Annotated in this window: 14 protein-coding genes and 1 tRNA gene; 10 read left to right on the plus strand and 5 right to left on the minus strand. The window is 59.1% G+C overall.

Features of this window, described 5'->3' with window-relative positions; all coding sequences use genetic code 11:
* Positions 1-130: 130 nt before the first annotated feature.
* On the plus strand, positions 131-376 hold the full coding sequence (locus NW840_RS02835; protein WP_049749597.1) for a hypothetical protein: 246 nt from the start codon (positions 131-133) through the stop codon (positions 374-376).
* A 154-nt stretch (positions 377-530) separates the two neighbouring features.
* On the plus strand, positions 531-1,115 hold the full coding sequence (locus NW840_RS02840) for an SRPBCC family protein (RefSeq protein WP_414342286.1): 585 nt from the start codon (positions 531-533) through the stop codon (positions 1,113-1,115).
* 192 nt (positions 1,116-1,307) lie between these two features.
* On the opposite strand, the gene NW840_RS02845 is transcribed toward NW840_RS02840, so the two are convergent.
* The gene (locus NW840_RS02845; protein WP_414342288.1) at positions 1,308-3,296 is read right to left on the minus strand and encodes a DICT sensory domain-containing protein; all 1,989 of its coding nucleotides are present in this window, start codon (positions 3,294-3,296) and stop codon (positions 1,308-1,310) included.
* Between the two features lie 185 nt (positions 3,297-3,481).
* Between NW840_RS02845 and NW840_RS02850 the strand changes: the two genes are divergently transcribed.
* From NW840_RS02850 to NW840_RS02865, 4 genes are all read left to right on the plus strand, one after another.
* Complete coding sequence (locus NW840_RS02850) at positions 3,482-3,925, plus strand: 2TM domain-containing protein (RefSeq protein ID WP_011434035.1); 444 nt, start codon at positions 3,482-3,484, stop codon at positions 3,923-3,925.
* A gap of 120 nt (positions 3,926-4,045) precedes the next feature.
* Positions 4,046-4,116 (plus strand) — tRNA-Gly (locus NW840_RS02855).
* A 776-nt stretch (positions 4,117-4,892) separates the two neighbouring features.
* Entirely contained in the window at positions 4,893-5,894 is a 1,002-nt protein-coding gene (locus tag NW840_RS02860) for an ABC transporter substrate-binding protein (protein ID WP_414342289.1), read from the plus strand.
* 61 nt (positions 5,895-5,955) lie between these two features.
* A complete protein-coding gene (locus NW840_RS02865; RefSeq protein WP_414342291.1) occupies positions 5,956-7,596 on the plus strand; it encodes an ABC transporter permease in 1,641 nt (546 codons plus the stop codon).
* A gap of 22 nt (positions 7,597-7,618) precedes the next feature.
* Here the strand turns inward: NW840_RS02865 and NW840_RS02870 are convergent, their stop codons facing one another.
* Entirely contained in the window at positions 7,619-8,305 is a 687-nt protein-coding gene (locus NW840_RS02870; RefSeq protein WP_414342293.1) for a hypothetical protein, read from the minus strand.
* A 190-nt stretch (positions 8,306-8,495) separates the two neighbouring features.
* On the opposite strand from NW840_RS02870, the gene NW840_RS02875 reads away from it, so the two are divergent.
* The 4 genes from NW840_RS02875 to gndA all read left to right on the plus strand — a co-directional run bounded on the left by NW840_RS02875 (position 8,496) and on the right by gndA (position 13,288).
* The gene (locus tag NW840_RS02875; RefSeq protein WP_414342295.1) at positions 8,496-9,848 is read left to right on the plus strand and encodes an ABC transporter substrate-binding protein; all 1,353 of its coding nucleotides are present in this window, start codon (positions 8,496-8,498) and stop codon (positions 9,846-9,848) included.
* 111 nt (positions 9,849-9,959) lie between these two features.
* Positions 9,960-11,162: a carbohydrate ABC transporter permease gene (locus NW840_RS02880; protein WP_414329418.1), complete on the plus strand. Its 1,203-nt coding sequence runs from the start codon at positions 9,960-9,962 to the stop codon at positions 11,160-11,162.
* A 91-nt stretch (positions 11,163-11,253) separates the two neighbouring features.
* Positions 11,254-11,775 carry a pentapeptide repeat-containing protein gene (locus NW840_RS02885; protein ID WP_414329417.1) on the plus strand — a complete coding sequence of 174 codons (522 nt, stop codon included), beginning with the start codon at positions 11,254-11,256 and terminating at the stop codon, positions 11,773-11,775.
* A gap of 94 nt (positions 11,776-11,869) precedes the next feature.
* Positions 11,870-13,288, plus strand: a complete 1,419-nt coding sequence (gene gndA / locus NW840_RS02890) for an NADP-dependent phosphogluconate dehydrogenase (RefSeq protein WP_414342296.1) — start codon at positions 11,870-11,872, stop codon at positions 13,286-13,288.
* On the opposite strand, the gene NW840_RS02895 is transcribed toward gndA, so the two are convergent.
* The 3 genes from NW840_RS02895 to nadC all read right to left on the minus strand — a co-directional run bounded on the left by NW840_RS02895 (position 13,285) and on the right by nadC (position 16,952).
* On the minus strand, positions 13,285-14,778 hold the full coding sequence (locus NW840_RS02895; RefSeq protein WP_414342298.1) for an L-aspartate oxidase: 1,494 nt from the start codon (positions 14,776-14,778) through the stop codon (positions 13,285-13,287). The two genes, gndA and NW840_RS02895, sit on opposite strands and share 4 nt — an antisense overlap.
* A gap of 29 nt (positions 14,779-14,807) precedes the next feature.
* A complete protein-coding gene (gene nadA / locus NW840_RS02900) occupies positions 14,808-15,896 on the minus strand; it encodes a quinolinate synthase NadA (protein WP_414342299.1) in 1,089 nt (362 codons plus the stop codon).
* Positions 15,897-16,094: 198 nt separating this feature from the next.
* A complete protein-coding gene (gene nadC, locus NW840_RS02905; protein ID WP_414342301.1) occupies positions 16,095-16,952 on the minus strand; it encodes a carboxylating nicotinate-nucleotide diphosphorylase in 858 nt (285 codons plus the stop codon).
* Positions 16,953-17,126: the final 174 nt, after the last annotated feature.

Raw genomic sequence — 17,126 nt, forward strand, 5'->3', positions numbered from 1 at the left:
GAGCAGAACAGGCTCAGGGCTACTGAAAGCCCGCTCCGTACCGCTTAGCGGTCGGAGCCGGGTAGTTTACTTCAAGCTGGCTACAGTGGAGTTAAATCTGAAACATCTGAGCCAAACGAGGTGGGATCCGATGGTACTGGACACATTGCCGCTGGTTGCCGCTGTAGCCATCGCCATTTTTATGCTGGTTTTTTGGGTGCGGGTGGTTCGAGAGGCCATCTGGACAACGGTGGGGATTGTAATCATCTTGGCCGTGTTGTACGTGGTCTTTAGAATTGGCCCGCGGCAGGTGCTGCAGGAGTTGCGGGATCCCTTTGCCCTTCTAGAACAGGTTTGGCAGGTGATCGTCGGTTGGTTCCAGGCCCTTCTCCCCTAGAGTTCGTTATCTGCTATACAGTTGCCTGATACAATAGAAAACACAGGGGGGCAGCCTATTGGAACTGCTGGCGAATGGTTTGTCCAGTCAAAAATCGATTCCCTCTCCGGTTTCCGCACTGCTCTACAGCACCTACGCGACTGAAGTTCTCGCCATGCCTTCTGACCCTGAATGGGATCCCCAAGACCCCACCCCAGAAGATGGGATCCCCATTCCTGCTGGCGTCAGCGGGACGGAGTCCTCAGACATCCAGGTGGAGGTGGAGGATTTGGGGGAGCGCCGCCGCCAAGTGCGAGGTCGCGTCCTGATTCCGGTGGAGCGGCAGCAGGTCTGGCAGGTTTTGACCGACTACGACCATCTGGCGGAGTTTATTCCCAACTTGGTGGAAAGTCGCGTCATTGGCCGTGAGAATGGCCGCACACTGGTACGTCAAGTGGGATCCCAAAAGGTTTTATTTGCCCAATTTTCTGCTGCGGTGGTGCTGGCTATCGAGGAGATCTTTCCTCAGCAGCTTCGCTTCCAAAAAACACAAGGGGATTTTCTTATCTTCGAGGGGTTTTGGGATCTGGCCGATTGGTCGGCCCATCAAACCTTGCTCACCTACCACCTGCAGGTCAAGCCTCCCCGCAGAATGCCTGTCGGTCTGGTGGAGCGCCGCATTTGCCAAGATTTGGCCCTGAACTTACAAGCCATTCGGGAGCGCTGCCTGAGTTTGTCGGATCATTCCAAGCCCGTTTGAGGCGCGCCCAATAGGTACCTCGTTCCCCAAGCGCTCCGCGCTGCTGACGCGACCACTCTCAGCCCTTCTGCCAAAGAAGAGGGGGGCTGGGGAACAGCTTTATTGCCATTTGTGGGATTTGATATTCGAGCTGGAATTTGCCAGGTGGATCCCAGAGGCAAAGTGGGCCGGTGGTCCTTCACCTTTCGAGTCTCAAGCGGCGATCGAGGGCTGTCCTTGGGTGTGTGGGTGCGCTATCGGCAGGGTGAAGTGGAAGGCACTGCCCTGATTGATCCCCCCCGATTCTGCCCAGATGCGCCCCCCCATGGCCTCAATGATCAGTCGGCAAATGGCTAGCCCCAAGCCCGTCCCACCCACCGAGCGCCGCAGGGATCCCTCTGCTTGATAAAACCGCTCGAAGATGGCTTGCAACCGGTCTGGCTCAATGCCGCGCCCGGTGTCGGCAACAGTGAACTTCACCATCGCCCCCGTCGATCCACCGGCTGGTGGCTCCACTTCTGCCCGAATCCAGATCCGTCCGGTGGAAGGGGTAAATTTGCAGGCATTGTCCAGCAGCTTACGCAACACCTCCACCAGCCACTCCCCATCCGCCCTAACCATTGGCAGCCGTTTGGGCAGCACCTGCTCGATGGTGGGCAAGTCTTCGTGCCGCCGTCGCGCTTTGACATTGCTCAGGGCCAGCTCCACACATTCTTGAGCAGACAACGGCTCGATATGCCAGCGAACGCGACCACTTTCCAGCTTGGAGAGGGTGAGAAAGTCCTGCACCAACTCCCGCAGCCGATCGGCATCTTGCAGGGCTGTGTTCAACATTTCCTGGCGCATCTCCAGGGGCATGTCGGGGTCGCTGGCCAAAGACTCCAAACACACCTGAATGGTGGACAGCGGGGTGCGCAGCTCGTGTCCGGTCACGGCAATCAGCTCTGATTTGGCCTGATCCAGAGCTGCCAACTGGCGATTGAGCTCTTCTAGGTGCTGATAGGCTTCTGCCTGCAAGAGGGCTACCCCCACTTGGTTGGCAATGGCTTCTGCCAACTCCAGAGTGGCCGGCTGCCAGCGGTGAGGGTGTTCGTGGTGTAGCTCCAATAGGCCCAGCAACCGCCCTTGATAGAGAATCGGCATGGCCACCCAAGCCCGAATTTGGGCCGGCTGCCACAGCTCCGGCACTCGCTGCAGGCGGGGATCCTTTTGGGTATCCTCGCAGCACACCGCTTGTGCCGAGGCTACTGCCTCCCGCAAAAAAGGGTTGCTGGGAAGAGGCCACAGGGATCCCTTAAGGCTGCCCATCGTTAGGGTGCGGTACTCCTGCTCAATCTGAACAGCAGGGGCCTGGCCATCGTAACGGTAGATCAAACATCGCCCCACCTCTGCCACCTGCCCCAGCTCCTGCACAGCAATTGCCAAAATCTCGCCGGTATCCAAAGACTGGCGAATGGCACTGCTGATGCGGTTGATCAGATGCTCTTTGCGCTCTTGCACCCGAATGGTGCGGTAGGCCCGCTGCAGTTTGTATTGCCCTGCCTGGAGATAGGTGATCAGCCGCTCGGTAAAGGGGCCTGGATTCAGTTGGCTGGCGGAGTTTTGCGGGGATCCCTTGAGGTACTGGCGAAGGGGCTCAAGGCGAGGTTCCAGATCCGGTCGGTAACTGAGGATCTTGGGCAACAGGGCCAAAGCCGCTTGGACTGTAATCTGACGATCAAATGACCAGATCCCATCAAATTGGCGAGCTGCATCCATATCGCTGCTTTGCCAAGGACGCTCCCGCTGCATCTGCAAGCGTTCTCGACACACGAGGCAGGTGGCATAGTGGGCATCGATGACGATCAAGTGCCACTCCTGCACCAAGGGATCCTCTGGATCCAAGGGAATGGTGTGGTAGGGCAGGTCTGTCTGAGCAAAATCCTTTTCTGGGGTCGCCAACACAAACACGTCTTGGGCCATTGCGCTGATGCGCTGGTAGCGCCGTGCCTCCTGGCGGTAGTAGCGCTCCTTTTGAAAGTTAGCGAATACCCACGGGGATCCCTGCCCTTGCAGCACCTGATCCTCAATGGCGTGGCTGAGGGCAACCAAAGAGGATTTGAAATACAGTTGTGGGCGCAGGTGCGGCAAAGCCTGCAGCAGATCGCTCAATAGGGAGGTACGACTCTGGCGAAGGTAAGATCTAGAGCGGGTGGAGGCCATAACCCTACTGGCAAGCACAGATCACAGGCAGTACAGGGACACTTAACCCCAGAGAAGGAGGCTCGCAGTCTAGGTTTAGTCTAACGGTTGGGATCCCGCGGCGGAGGGAGCTTCATAAGGCGCAAGATCCAGCTAGCCCAAACTAAGAGATATAAAGTTTACGAAGTTATATGTAAGTCAGCCAAATGTCGGGATCCCGGTACAGCCAAGAGGACGTGCAGCAGATCCTCCAGCGGGCCATTGCCCGCCAGCCACGCCTGGGCGAGTTCACCCGCTCCCAACTGCAGGAGATGGCTGCCGAACTGGGGATCTCCCCCCAAGAGCTGGACTTGGCCGAGCAGGAATGGAAGGCTTGGCAAGAGCTGAACAGCCAACACCGAGAATTCCAGCGCTACCGCCGTCGGCAGTTTTACCAACTGCTGGGCCGCTATGGAATTGTCAACAGCTTTTTGCTGGGCTTAGACTGGCTCTCCGGTGGAGGGCTATCTTGGTCGCTGTTTATACTCATGGGGTGGGGCTTGACCGTTGCCCTCAAGGGCTGGAACGCCTACCAAACGGAGGGTGAACGCTACGAGAAAGAGTTTCGCCAATGGCAAAGGAAACGCCAGAAAGATCTCCAGAGCAAGTAAGCCCAGCCTACCGGAGAAGTCTGTCCCGCTGATGGAGATGGATTTTTCTCCAAACTCTGAGTGGGAAGGGGCACCGCCGAGAGATGCTACCATAGATATTCAGCATTGCTGAATGCCCGTGCGGGCGTAGTTTAATGGTAAAACCGCAGTCTTCCAAACTGCTGTTGTCGGTTCGATTCCGTCCGCCCGCTTCCCAACACTGGGCAGGCCTTAAACTAAACCTCAAAACTCGCCTGCTGTAGGCCTTTCCGGGCCCAACCTAGCCCCAAGGCAACGGTTGAGTTCGGGGCGAAAAGTGTCTGCGAGGGGGGTGGAGAAGGAGCAAAGCAGGAGGAGTCTTGTGAGCTTTTGGTCTGACCGTGGCGTATCGCGGCTGGGGTGGTACTACCGTGGAAGGCGTTACCGGTTGTCGACGGGGGTGCCGGATACGACGGCAAGCCGGCGGGTGGAGTCGGAAGCTGGTTGCCTTGGTTAAGCTTCTCTAGGAGGAGCTAGATAAGGAAGACGCTTTCGGATCCCTATAGCCAAAGTACAGGGTATGTGGTTCCAAAAAGCATAGCTGGTTGAACCAAGCTGTGCTTTTTCCTCTCACAATCTGGCCGGTAATTTTTCTTAATCAGAACTTAATCTCAAAATAACTAGAAAATAACTTTTGGATGATTTTATTGAGGTATTCTGAGCTGTATTCAACTCCTAAAATAGGGGGAAACCTGGGAACCCCGAAGCCAAAGCTTCCCCCGGCTTCCTGCGAGTTTTGTGAGCGAAGTGGGATCCCTGCTACGCAGGGGTTGCTTCTATCCATATCCATGTGGTTGTGACTTATAGTGGCTGTGATAGATGTTGTCTGAAAAGCTGCAATACAGGCTTATTCTCCGGTGAATTTGGGCAATGCTCTCATTTGTGCCAGATCGGCAGTAAAGTGAGAGTAAATGCAAAAACCGATTTTGGAATGGTTAGGAGAATCACCGTGCGTCCTCTATCTTTGTTGGCGGTGCTTTGCAGCGTGGCTTTTGCCCACCCTTTTGCGTGGGGATCCTTGAGCTCAGCCTGGGCTAAGCCTTCCGGGACGTTGCGTTTGTACACCTCCCAACCCGATGCAGATGCTCAGAAAACTGTTGCTGCATTTCGGGAAGTTTATCCAGAGGTTTCGGTGGAGATCTTTCGCTCCGGCACCGAGGAGGTGATCAGCCGCTTTCTTTTAGAAGCAGAAAAGGGCAGCCCCCAGGCAGATGTGTTGTTGGTGGCCGATGCGCCCACCTTTGAGCTGCTGAAAGCCCGCAATTTGCTGGAGTCCTACTGCAGCCCTGAGGCCAAAGCCATCGCTGCCACCTACTACGACCCAGACTGCCACTACTTCGGCACCAAGATCTTGGCCACGGTGATCGTTTACAACACGGCCAAAGCCCAGCCCATCGATAGCTGGGCAGCCCTGGCCCAGGTTCCTGAAGGCCAACTGGTGATGCCCAGCCCTACCTATTCGGGCGCCGCCGCCTACAACTTGGGGGTTATCACCCGCACCCCCGGCTTGGGCTGGGAGTGGTACGAAGCCCTGAAAAAGAACAAGGCAGTGCTGGTGCAAGGCAATGGCGCTGTGGCTCGCAACGTCGCCAGTGGCGAACAAAGCTACGGCATGGTGGTGGACTTTCTCGCCATTCGCAGCCGCAACGAGGGATCCCCAGTGGAGGTGGTCTATCCCAAGGAGGGTGTGCCATTGATTACAGAGCCGGTGGGAATTGTAAAAGGAACGCCCAACCTGGAAGCTGCCCAGGCTTTTGTGGACTTCTTGCTGTCTCAGAAGGGGCAGGAGGTTGCTGCAGGGATGGGCTATATGCCACTGCGGCAGGATGTCACACCTCCGAAAGGGTTCCCCGCCTTGAGCGAGCTGAAGATCTTAAGCGTGCCGGCGACGGAGTTGGCCGAGAGCCGCGAGGCCGACAAGGCTCGCTTTGCCAAGTTGTTTGGGGAATAGGTTGACATCAAGCTGGCCAGACGCTGGCCAAGTCTTGCGGTGGAAGGACTTGAGCAAAGGGTTGAGGCACCCCATTATCCCCTGGCTGGTGGCTGTAGCCGCCCTTGTGACTCTGACCCACGTCTATCCCCTCTGGAGGCTGCTGCAGCGGGCCTTGGGCGGCGAAGGTGAGAACATCCGCTGGTTGCTGGAAACGCCTCGCGTCCATCTGGCGCTACGCCATAGCCTTTGGGTGTCCGCGGCCTCAGCGGCGCTGGCTCTTGGGGCCGCTCTGCTGCTGGCGGTGCTCACCACCCAGACGGATCTGCCGGGCCGCGGGATCCTACGGCTGCTCTTTTTGTCTCCTCTGGTGATTCCGCCCCAGGTTTTGGCCTTGGCCTGGATCCAGTGGGCTGGGCCGGTGGGCTATCTGCAGCAGGGGCTGCGCTGGATTTTGGGAAAGCAGGGATCCCTGTGGAGCCTCTACACACCGGCGGGGATCATCCTGTTGCTGGCTCTTTTTGTGCTGCCGATTGCCTATCTGACGCTGGTGGCGGGCCTGAGCCGGCTCTCCAAGCAGGCTCAGGAGGCGGCCCAACTGGATGGGGCAAACCTGCTGCAGGTTTGGCTCTACGTCACGCTGCCTCTGTTACGGCCCTCTGTGGCGGCAGCAGCAGCACTGGCGTTCCTGGGGGCCTGGGGCAATTTCGGGATCCCGGCCTTGCTGGGGATCCCGGGGCGCTACCTGACCTTGCCCACTCTGCTGTACCAGGAGGTGATCAACTTCAGCGGCGATGGGTTTGGGCGCAGTGCGGCGCTGGCGTTGCTCTTTGGCCTGCCGGCCCTCTTCTTCTTGAGCTGGCCCCAGCGGAGTCAGGAGGGGTTGGATCCCGGCGAGGCGCCTCCGGATCCCTATCGCCTGGGCTGGCTGGGTTGGCTGCTCAGCGGGATCCTTTTCGCCGCAGCTCTGCTGGTCGTTCTTGGGCCCTTGCTGGCCATGGCTGCGACTGCCCTGCTGCGGGCCTATGGCCTGCCCCTGACCTGGTCTAACCTAACCCTGGAGCATTTTCGCATGGTTCTTTTTGATCTGGAGCGGGCCCGCCGCGCCACGCTGCACAGTTTGGGCTTGGCGGGAGGAGCGGCACTGCTCTGCAGCGGGATAGGGACGATCTTGGGCTATGCCCTGACCCGCTTGAAGGTGCCGCTGTTGGCCCTGCTCAGCTTCATCGTGGACTTGCCCTATGCCCTGCCGGGCCTGATTTTTGCTTTGTCTCTCATCTTGGTGTGGTTGCCTCCTCCCCTGCCGGGGCTGAGCCTCTACGGCACCCTATGGCTGATCCTGATGGCCTACCTGGGGCGGTTCTCGGCCCTGGCACTGCAGCCCCTGCAAGCGGCGTGGCGCAGCTTGGATACCAGCCTTGAGGAGGCAGCCAGTATTGACGGGGCCTCCCTGCTGCAAACCTTTCGCCACATCTTGGTGCCGCTGCTGGCGCCAGCCCTGACGGCGGCAGTGTTGCTGGTATTTCTGCAATCTTTTGCCGAGCTGACCCTCTCCGCCCTCTTGGTGACCTCCCGCTCGGAGACCTTTGGGTGGCTCATCTTTGGCTTGCAACAAGGGGGCTATACCCAGCAAGCGGCGGCCCTAAGTACCTTGCTGCTGATCGCGCTCTTTGCCCTGGCCGCGGGGATCCAGGCGCTGCGGCGGCATGCCAAGCCAAGCTGAGGAGGGGATCCCTGCAAATCCTTCACGGATTGGGGCCGACTGTGGTGGTGCGGCGGATGGGTTGACCCTTTAGAGTCTTGCCTTCTACTGTTTTCACCCAGCCTTGCCCTGGTACAAATCGGTACTGCACATCGGTATCAGAGCCACCGAGCAGATCCCCTTGGGCATTGAAGACGCGAGTTTCCCGCTGCCAGTGTCCTGGCCCGGTCGGTGTGCTGCTCGACTCGGTGGTGTAGGTTTGGCCGCGAGCATTGCTGAATTGGCCGCTGCGCTGCCAGCCTTGCCCCGCTTGGCCCTCGATAAGGCTCGAGCTGCTGCCCACCGTCTTGCCCTCGGCGTTTTGCAGGGTGGTGCTGCCCTGCCGTTGCCAACCCTCATGTGTGTGAGTAGTGGTGTGCTGATGGTTCAGGTTCCAGGTCTGACCTTGTTGGGTAGTGACTTGGCCGGAGTAGTCTCCTTCCACCCCCTGACCGGGAATGAATTGCCGGGATCCCTGGCCGGAATAGGTGCCACTACCCGATCTGCCACTTGGCCCGGTGCGAGTGTAGGTGCCGGAGTGAGTGAAGGTGCGCCCACCGCGCGGGGCCAGGGATCCAGCCGTTGGCGTGGTGGCTGTGCGAGTGCGTTGACGGGGGCGAGCCTGCGCAAAGGGAGCAAGCGCCATCAGGAGGGCAGTAACCAATAACAGGCAAAAGCTTGCGGTTTTCATTTTCATTCTCATTTTTCGAGACCCCTTGAGAAATTGCCAATCATGACCCAGGCTAGGTGCTCACCTCATCTGACTCTGACTTCGGCCTGAGGGTTCACCTCCCGAGGGGATCCCAGCCAGACATAACCTGCTCTTAATGTCGGTGCTGTAATCTCAGAGGTGCCTTTAGCGAATGCGACTGCATTTTTCTATGAATACCCGTCGTACTTTCCTGGCTGTTGCGGCTGGCCTGGTGGCTGCGTCTGCTGCTGCTCTTCTGGCTGCCGACAGCTTTGCTCAGTCTCCTGCCGAAGTCAAAGTTTGGATTGCCTTTACCGATAACCGCCTGGATTGGGCCCGCGAAAAAGCGGCAGAGTTCAACAAGCAATTTCCTCAATACAAAGTTACGGTCGAAGGCTACGGCAACTACGAAGAAATTCAGCAAGCCACCGACCTGGCCATTCAACAAAATGCTGCTCCTTCGGTGGTGCAGTGGTTTGAGGTGGGCACCCAACGGGCACGGGATTTTGGTTACTTCAAGTCCATTGCCGAGGCTCTGGGCAATCGCACCGAAGTGAACGGGATCCCGGTGAATTTCGACGATTTTATCGAGCCGGTGGTGAGCTACTACACCCTGGATGGCAAATTTACGTCCATGCCCTGGAACAGCTCCAGCCCCATTCTCTACTCCAACACGGCCATCTTGAAGAAGGCAGGGATCGAAAAGCCGCCGGCCACCTGGCAAGAGCTGGAGGCTGCTTGTCAAAAGATCATGGCCCTCCCCGACGCTCCCCAGGGCTGTGTGACCTGGCCCAATCACGGCTGGTTCTACGAGCAGTGGATGGCCCAGCAGAATGCCCTCTTGGCCAACAACGACAATGGCCGTGCCGCCCGTGCCACCCAGGTCTTTTTGGACTCGGAGCCGTCAATTGCCATCGCCACCTGGTGGAAAGGGATGTATGACAAAGGCTACTACATCTACAGCGGCAAGCAGCGGGATTGGGCAGCCACCGAGCAGGCCATCCAGACCGGTACCGTCGCCATGGCCATCACCAGCAGCGCCGATGCCGCCAACATCACCAACGCTGCCAAGCAAAACAACATCGAGCTGGTCACCACCCGCATGCCCTACAACGCCGACAAGGGTTGGACGGGGAACTTGATCGGGGGAGCCAGCCTCTGGCTGGTGAAGGATCTGCCCAAGGAGGTGGAAGAGGGGGCGCTGACCTTCATGCTGTGGCTCAATAACACCGAAAATGCTGCCGAGTGGCACCAAGTGACCGGCTACTTGCCCATTCGGAAAAGCTCGGTAGCCTTGCTGGAGTCGAAGGGCTGGTTCAAGGAAAACCCCAACTTCTTCACCGCCAGCGACCAAATCAACAATTCCAAGGTGACCCCTGCCACTCGGGGGGCGCTGCTGGGGGCTTTCCCCGAAATTCGCAACGTGGTGACCCAAACCATGGAAGATCTGATGCTTAAAGGCGGGGATCCAGCCCAGGCTATGGCCAAGGCCAACCAGGAGGCCAACCGCCTTCTAGCCGAGTACAACTCCCTCTACCAGTAACCTGGATGTCGATGGGCTGACGGTGTCATTGAGGGATGGGGGTGGGCGGCAGCCTGCCCCTTTTTGGGTTTTGACGAGGCTCTTGTGAAGAGCAAAGCCGAGGTGAGAGGCATGTTGGGATTCGTCCAAGTGTTGGTGCCGCTGTTGGCAGGGTTGCTGGGATCCCTCTGGATGGGGCTCCGTTTTCGACGCATCGAGTGGCCTGTGCCGGTGGGGGCAGTGCTGGGGGGCCTAGCAGGAGGGCTGGGATCCCTGATTTTTATGGCGCCCCTGGATTTTTGCACTTTTGAGCCGGAGCGCAAGGCCATCGACATGGCCTTTGGCGTGGGGCTGGTGCTGGCGGGCATGGCCATTCCCCTCTGGCCGCTGTTGGCGTGGACGCAGAAGGAGCAGGAGCGCCGCCTGGGGATCCCCGGCCCAGCTGTTCAGGAGAGGGGCATCTTTAAGCAGTGGTGGCTGGCGTGGCTGCTCTTGTTGCCCACCTTCACGATCTTGGTGGTGTTTCTCTACTACCCAGGGCTGGATACCTTCCGCCTTTCCACCCTGCTCACGTTTGTGGGGGCGCCGCGCAGCCGCTTCGTCTGTGTGGATAACTTTACCGCTTTGCTGACGGATTCCACCTATCTGCGCAGCCTGGGGATTACCTTTGCCATTTCGGCGGCCATCGTGGTGCTGGGGTTGAGCGGATCCCTGTTGATTGCCACGCTGGCCTATCAGCCGATTCGGGGGGCGGCGATTTATCGGGTGTTGCTGATCTGGCCCTACGCCATCTCTCCGGCGGTGGCCGGGATCATCTTTTTTATCATGTTCAACCCCTTGGGAGGGGTGGCCAACCATTTGCTGGGCCTGGTGGGGATCCCCCGTTTAAACTGGCTCAGCGATCCCAACTTGGCCCCTTGGGTGGTGATCTTTGCTAGCGTTTGGAAGCAGATGGGCTACAACATTTTGTTTTACCTTGCCGGCCTGCAAAACCTGCCCAAGGATTTGCTGGAAGCGGCTGCCATCGACGGGGCCGGGGCAGTGCGTCGCTTTTTTGCCATCACCCTACCGCTGCTTTCTCCCATCACCTTCTTTTTGGTGATTACCAACATGACCTATGCGTTTTTCGATATCTTTGGCACCATTGACTTGCTGACTGCTGGGGGCCCTTCCGGATCCACCTCGGTGTTGATCTACGAGATCTACAAAATCGGAGTGTCTTCAGGCAATTTGGGTAGGGCTGCCGCGCAATCCATCGTCCTGTTTCTCATTGTGGTGGGGCTGACGATCCTGCAATTTCGCACCACCGAGCGGAATGTAACCTACGGCGGATAACGGCTGTCTCTGCTGCAACGCAATGATCCCAGTTCTCAGTGGGCAAGGGGAAAATCGGCAAGAATGGGGGTAGAGAATCTAGGGATCCTCGATGGCCCCAAAATCCAACGCCTCGACTTGCTGGCGCGACTTCGGGAAGCTGGGCATGCTGCTGGCGGCCACTCTGCTGCTTTGGCTCCTCTGGGGCTCCATAGCGGGCAGCCAAGCCCGTCTCAACTTCAACAACGCCGATCTGCAAGGTCAAGATCTATCCGGCCAAGATTGGCGGGGCAGCAGCTTTGTCAGCGCCAACCTGCAGGGCGCCGATCTGCACGGGGCCAACCTTTCGGGGGCGGCATTCACCAAGGCCAATCTGGCGGGGGCCAACCTATCCGGTGCCGATTTGAGCAATAGCCTTTTGGATCTGGCCAATTTGGCAGGAGCCGATCTCAGAGGGGCCAAGCTCACGGGAGCCATTGCCGCACGGGCGGTTTGGCAAGGAGCGCAGATTGCCGGCGCCGATTTTAGCGAAGCCTATGTGGATCGGGCGGCAAAGCGGCAGTTGTGTGAGCGAGCTGAGGGATCCCACCCGATAACCGGCGTAACCACCCGTGAGAGTTTGGGCTGCCCTTGAATCAGGGCCGGCAAAGGTGAAGAAAACAGGATCCCTGAGCCCCGTCGGTCGGATTGGCCTCTAGATTGGGTGAGGTGTCGATAGTGCCCCAACCATGAGCAAGCCCAGCTTTGCGGTGATTGGCCTAGCGGTGATGGGGGAAAACCTGGCCCTCAACGTCGAGCGCAATGGCTTCCCGGTTGCCGTCTACAACCGCACCAGCTCCAAAACCGACCAGTTCATGCGGGAGCGAGCCCAAGGCAAACGGATCACCCCCGCCTACAGCCTGCCGGAATTGGTGCAACTGATGGAGCGGCCCCGCAAATTCTTGATCATGGTCAAGGCGGGTGCGCCGGTAGACGCGGTGATTGACGAGCTTAAACCCCTGCTGGATCCGGGGGATATCATCATCGACGGCGGCAACTCCCTCTACACCGACACCGATCGCCGTGCCGAAGCCCTCGCCCCCACCGGGATCCACTTTGTCGGCATGGGAGTGAGCGGCGGGGAAGAGGGAGCCCTGAACGGCCCCAGCCTCATGCCCGGCTGCAGCCCAGAGGCCTACCAACAACTGGAGCCCATCTTGGCCAAAATTGCCGCTCAAGTGCCAGACGGCCCCTGTGTCACCTACCTGGGGCCCAAAGGGGGCGGGCACTACGTGAAGATGGTACACAACGGCATCGAATACGGCGATATGCAGCTGATCGCCGAGGTCTACGACCTAATGCGCAGGGCTTTGAAGCTGTCGGCCTCGCAGATGCAGGAGATTTTTCAGGCTTGGAATGAAACAGAGCTGGAATCTTTCCTAATTGAAATTACCGCCAAGATTTTCCAAACCCTGGATCCGGAAACCGGCAAGCTGTTGGTGGATCTCATCCTGGATAAGGCCGGGCAGAAAGGCACCGGTTTGTGGACAGTCAAGGACGCTCTAGATCTGGGGGTACCAGTGCCCACCATTGAAGCGGCGGTGCAAGCTCGCATCCTCTCGTCGATGAAAGAGGAACGGGTGGCTGCCTCTGCCCAGTTGAAGGGGCCCGACGCCACTTTTGAAGGGGATCCCGATCGCTTTATCCAAGATCTGCGCGCTGCTCTCTATTGCTCCAAAATCTGCTCCTATGCTCAGGGGATGGCCCTGCTCAAAAAAGCCACCGTTGCCCACGGCTACGTCTACACCTTCAGCGAGATTCCGCGGATTTGGAAAGGGGGCTGTATCATCCGCGCCCGCTTCCTGGGCGAGATCCAGTCGGCCTACAAACGGGATCCAGAGCTGGTGAACCTGCTCTTGGATGAGGAATTCGAGCAGGCCATCCGGGAGCGGCAGGGATCCTGGCGGCGGGTGGTGTCCACGGCGGCTGCCCTGGGGATCCCGATCCCGGCCATCAGCGCTTCTTTGGCCTACTACGACAGCTACCGTACCGCCAACCTGCCCCAGAACCTCACCCAAGCCCAGCGGGACTTCTTCGGGGCCCACACCTTCGAGCGCATCGACAGGCCGGGCGTCTTTCACCATGAGTGGAATGCCTGTTGCCGTTAGCAATGCGTAGCATCAAGAGGTCTCCAGAAAAAAGTTGAACCGCGCACCTCCGTATGGAAAGGCTCCCCTTCCTGAGGAAAATCCTCGCGGAAATGGGCCCCGCGGCTTTCCTCCCGCAGCAGCGCCCCCTGAGCTACCAGACGGGCCAGCAAAAGCAGACTGCCTGCCTCGGCCTCTTCCCGGGTGGCCCAAGGCTTTTCCTGCAGGGGAAGTGCCTTGACAAAGGTCAGAAAAGCCCGCAGCCGCGTTCCCTCCCGCACAACGCCCAAAGCTTCCCCAACTCGATGCCTGAGAGCCGGCAGGATGTCGGGAGACGTCGCCAGAACGGGTAGCCTCTGCAGCTGTCGGGGAAAGCTCACCTCTCCCAAATCTTGCAAGGCAGCCAAGGCGGCCCGCTTGCCCATGACCAGCCCTTCCAAAAGGCTGTTGGAAGCCAAGCGATTGGCTCCGTGCAGACCCGTGGAAGCCACCTCCCCAGCAGCATAAAGGCCCGGCAGGCCGGTGAAGCCGAAAGTGTCCGTTCGGATCCCACCCATCACGTAGTGAGCCGCGGGAACAACTGGGAGCAGATCCTTCGTGGGATCCAGCCCCAAGGCGCGGGCAGAGGCAACAACGGTGGGAAAGCGCTCCTCCAGATGTTCGACGACCCGCAGATCCAGGTAGGTTCCCCCTGTCTGCTGCCGCTCCCAGAAAACGGCCCGAGCTACCACATCCCGCGGCGCCAGCTCTCCCAGCTCCGCATAGCGAGGCATAAAACGCTCCCCCAAGGCGTTGAGGAGAACAGCCCCTTCTCCTCTTACTGCCTCGCTCACCAGCGCTCCATTGGGCAAGGCCGTGGGGTGAAATTGCACAAACTCCAGATCCCTGAGAGTGGCCCCTGCCCGCCAGGCCAGCACCATTCCGTCGCCGGTGGCCCCCGGGGGAGCTGTCGAGACGGGGAAAAGGCTGCCAAATCCTCCCGTAGCCAGGAGAACTGCCCCGGCCCTCACCTCCACCGGCCCTTCAGGGCCAAGCAGCAAGGCCCCCCCTACCCTGTCCCCCGCCAGCAAAAGGCTTAGGGCTGTGTAGCCCTGCAAAGGCAGCCTGTTGAGGCGAGCCAGCAAACCTCTCAGAAGCCACAGTCCGCTCCGATCCCCCCCCAGATGGCGTACCCGCGCTTGGGAGTGGCCCCCTTCCCGGACAGGTTGGGGATGGAAAGGAAGGCCCCAGCGCAAAAGTCTCTCCAGGTGCAAGGGTGCTTCCTCCACAATGGAGCGAGCCACCTTTTCTTCCACCAGGCCGCGGCCCGCTTGCAAGGTGTCTTGGATATGGGCTTCTACGTCCGCCTCATCCACAGGAAAAGCCACCCCACCCTGCGCCCAAGGAGTAGAGCCAGAGGGAAGGGGATCCTTGCTTACCACCAGAGTTGTCGCCCCCTGGGCTTCGGCCCACAGGGCTGCGTACACCCCCACCACCCCTGCTCCCAGGATCAACAGGTCTGTTTCTAACAAGGGCGGCGCCCCGTTCTTCCCCTCCACCTCTAGGCTCCGGCGGGCACTGCCAGCATGGCCAGGATGGAACGGCGAGCCTTCTCAGCCACCTCCTGGGGCACCTGGATCACGTAGCGCATCTCCTGCAGGGAGCGGTAAATCTTTTCCAAGGTAATCTTCTTCATGTACTCGCAGACGGCTTCTGCCTTGACAGGGATGAACGTTTTGTCTGGAGCTTCTTTCTTGAGCCGGTGAAGAATGCCCACCTCGGTGGCCACCACAAACTCGCGGCTTTCTGAAGCTTTGGCGTAGCGCACCATGCCCTCGGTGGAGAGCAGCTTGGCATCCGGTTTGAGGAAGAGACAGCTAGAGCCGCAACTGCACTCCGGGTGAATGAGGAACTCTGCTCCAGGGTGCTCTTCCACCATCGCCTTGAGGTGCTCTTCCCGGATGCCAACATGCACGTGGCACTCTCCCGGAAAGAGATCCAGCTCCCTTCCGGTTACTTGAGCAACGTGGGCTCCCAGAAACATATCCGGCACGAAGAAGATGGGGCGATCCGGGGGCAGGCTGGCCACCACTTGAACTGCGTTGGCGCTGGTTACGCAGACATCTGCCAGAGCCTTGATCTCGGCAGCGGTGTTGACGTAGGCCACCACCAGGCCCTCAGGGCAGGCTGCCTTCCACCGCAGCACATCTTGCGGGCGAATGCTATCGGCCAAGGAACAGCCCGCCTCCAGATCCGGCAGCAGCACCGTCTTTTCCGGGTTAAGGATGGCAGCCGTCTCCGCCATAAAATGCACGCCCGCAAAGACAATCACCTGGGCGCTCGTCTTTTGAGCCTCCCGAGCCAGTCCTAAGGAGTCTCCCACAAAGTCCGCCACCTCTTGAACTTCGGGGAGCTGATACGAATGCGCGAGGATAACTGCCTGCCTTTCCTGTTTGAGCCGGGCAATCTCCTGGACGATTGTGGCAGTGTTGTGTAGCAATGGGGTTTCTCCCTTCATTTTCGACTTCTTGTCGCGACAGCGTTGCGTAGCAATAACGGTTTTGTTCCTCTGGAGGCTGGACACGATCTGAGGACTTTGTCCCGCTAATGCGTTTGCAGGAGCAGCGCGCAGCAATAACGGAAAGCCCATCTCCTGGAGTTGGTCGACTCTGCTTTGGGGGGTATCTGAGCCGGCAAGAGAAGCAACCCCCAACCCAGATGCCCGGCGAAGCCTTTCGCGGCGCCCGGTTGAGCTGGAGCTGGGCTTAGGTTGTCTTCTCAAAGTAGCATCAGTCGCAACAGCGTTGCGTAGCAATAAAGCAGTGTCCAGCGAGGACTTGGCTCAGGGTCACACCACCAGCAAAGAGAGATCCAAAGCCTTGGCCGAGTGGGTGAGCGCCCCGACGCTGACGTAATTCACGCCTGCCTCGGCCACTTGCCTGGCCCGTTCTGGGGTCATGTTGCCGCTGGCCTCCAGGGGAACTCTCCCTCCCACCCGTTGGACGGCGGCCTGGGTTTCTTCCAGGGTGAAGTTGTCCAGAAGGATGAGATCGGCTCCTGCTGCCAAAGCCTCTTCCAGTTCCTGGAGATCCCGCACCTCCACCTCCACCTTGAGGTGGTGGGGAGCACCTTCCTTGGCCCGCTTGACGGCTGCCAAAACGCCTCCCGCGCCGCGGTCGCAACAGCGTTGCGTGGCAATGATGTGGTTTTCCTTGATCAAAATGCCGTCGAACAGCCCAAAGCGGTGGTTTTTGCCGCCCCCTACCCGTACAGCATACTTCTCCAGGGCGCGCAGGCCGGGAGTGGTCTTGCGGGTGTCCAGAAGCTGGGTTGAGGTTCCCCGGAGAGCCTCTACATAGGTGCGGGTGAGGGTGGCAATGCCGGACAGCCTTTGGAGAAGATTGAGCGCCAGCCTCTCCCCCGCCAGAATGCTCTTCAGGGATCCCTTGAGGTGGGCCACCTCTTGACGGACAGCCACCCTGGCCCCTTCCTCCACTCCAGGGATGAACTCCACCTGGGGATCCGCCAGCCGAAAAACCCGCTTGGCAATCTCCAGGCCGGCCAGGATCCCTGTCTCCTTGGCCAGGATTACCGCCTCACCCTCCAGTCCTGGGGGTAGGGTCAGTTCTGTGGTGAGGTCGCCGTGCCCCAGGTCTTCCCACAGCCAAGCGCAAAGGGTCTCCTCTGGTAAGTAAACTTCTTCCATTTTCGGTTTGGTTTTAGCTAGACCGGCGGGAAGCCCCACCCTCTGTTAGTGACTAGTGGCTAGTCACTATCCACTCACCACTATCCAGGGTAAGGGTCGGGATGAAAGGCGAGGACACGATGCTTCGTCCTTACTGGTGCTATGACCGGCGTAGCAGGATTTTATACCCTCATC

This window comes from Synechococcus sp. R5-13 (assembly GCF_047462015.1).
Classification (GTDB): domain Bacteria; phylum Cyanobacteriota; class Cyanobacteriia; order Thermostichales; family Thermostichaceae; genus Thermostichus.

What these genes read in the sequence shown, in the direction of transcription:
- NW840_RS02835 (WP_049749597.1), top strand. Translation starts at nt 131, where the DNA reads ATGGTACTGGACACATTGCCGCTGGTTGCCGCTGTAGCCATCGCCATT.
- NW840_RS02840 (WP_414342286.1), top strand. Translation starts at nt 531, where the DNA reads ATGCCTTCTGACCCTGAATGGGATCCCCAAGACCCCACCCCAGAAGAT.
- NW840_RS02845 (WP_414342288.1), bottom strand. Translation starts at nt 3,296, where the DNA reads ATGGCCTCCACCCGCTCTAGATCTTACCTTCGCCAGAGTCGTACCTCC.
- NW840_RS02850 (WP_011434035.1), top strand. Translation starts at nt 3,482, where the DNA reads ATGTCGGGATCCCGGTACAGCCAAGAGGACGTGCAGCAGATCCTCCAG.
- NW840_RS02870 (WP_414342293.1), bottom strand. Translation starts at nt 8,305, where the DNA reads ATGAAAACCGCAAGCTTTTGCCTGTTATTGGTTACTGCCCTCCTGATG.
- NW840_RS02875 (WP_414342295.1), top strand. Translation starts at nt 8,496, where the DNA reads ATGAATACCCGTCGTACTTTCCTGGCTGTTGCGGCTGGCCTGGTGGCT.
- NW840_RS02880 (WP_414329418.1), top strand. Translation starts at nt 9,960, where the DNA reads ATGTTGGGATTCGTCCAAGTGTTGGTGCCGCTGTTGGCAGGGTTGCTG.
- NW840_RS02885 (WP_414329417.1), top strand. Translation starts at nt 11,254, where the DNA reads ATGGCCCCAAAATCCAACGCCTCGACTTGCTGGCGCGACTTCGGGAAG.
- gndA (WP_414342296.1), top strand. Translation starts at nt 11,870, where the DNA reads ATGAGCAAGCCCAGCTTTGCGGTGATTGGCCTAGCGGTGATGGGGGAA.
- nadA (WP_414342299.1), bottom strand. Translation starts at nt 15,896, where the DNA reads ATGGGCTTTCCGTTATTGCTGCGCGCTGCTCCTGCAAACGCATTAGCG.
- nadC (WP_414342301.1), bottom strand. Translation starts at nt 16,952, where the DNA reads ATGGAAGAAGTTTACTTACCAGAGGAGACCCTTTGCGCTTGGCTGTGG.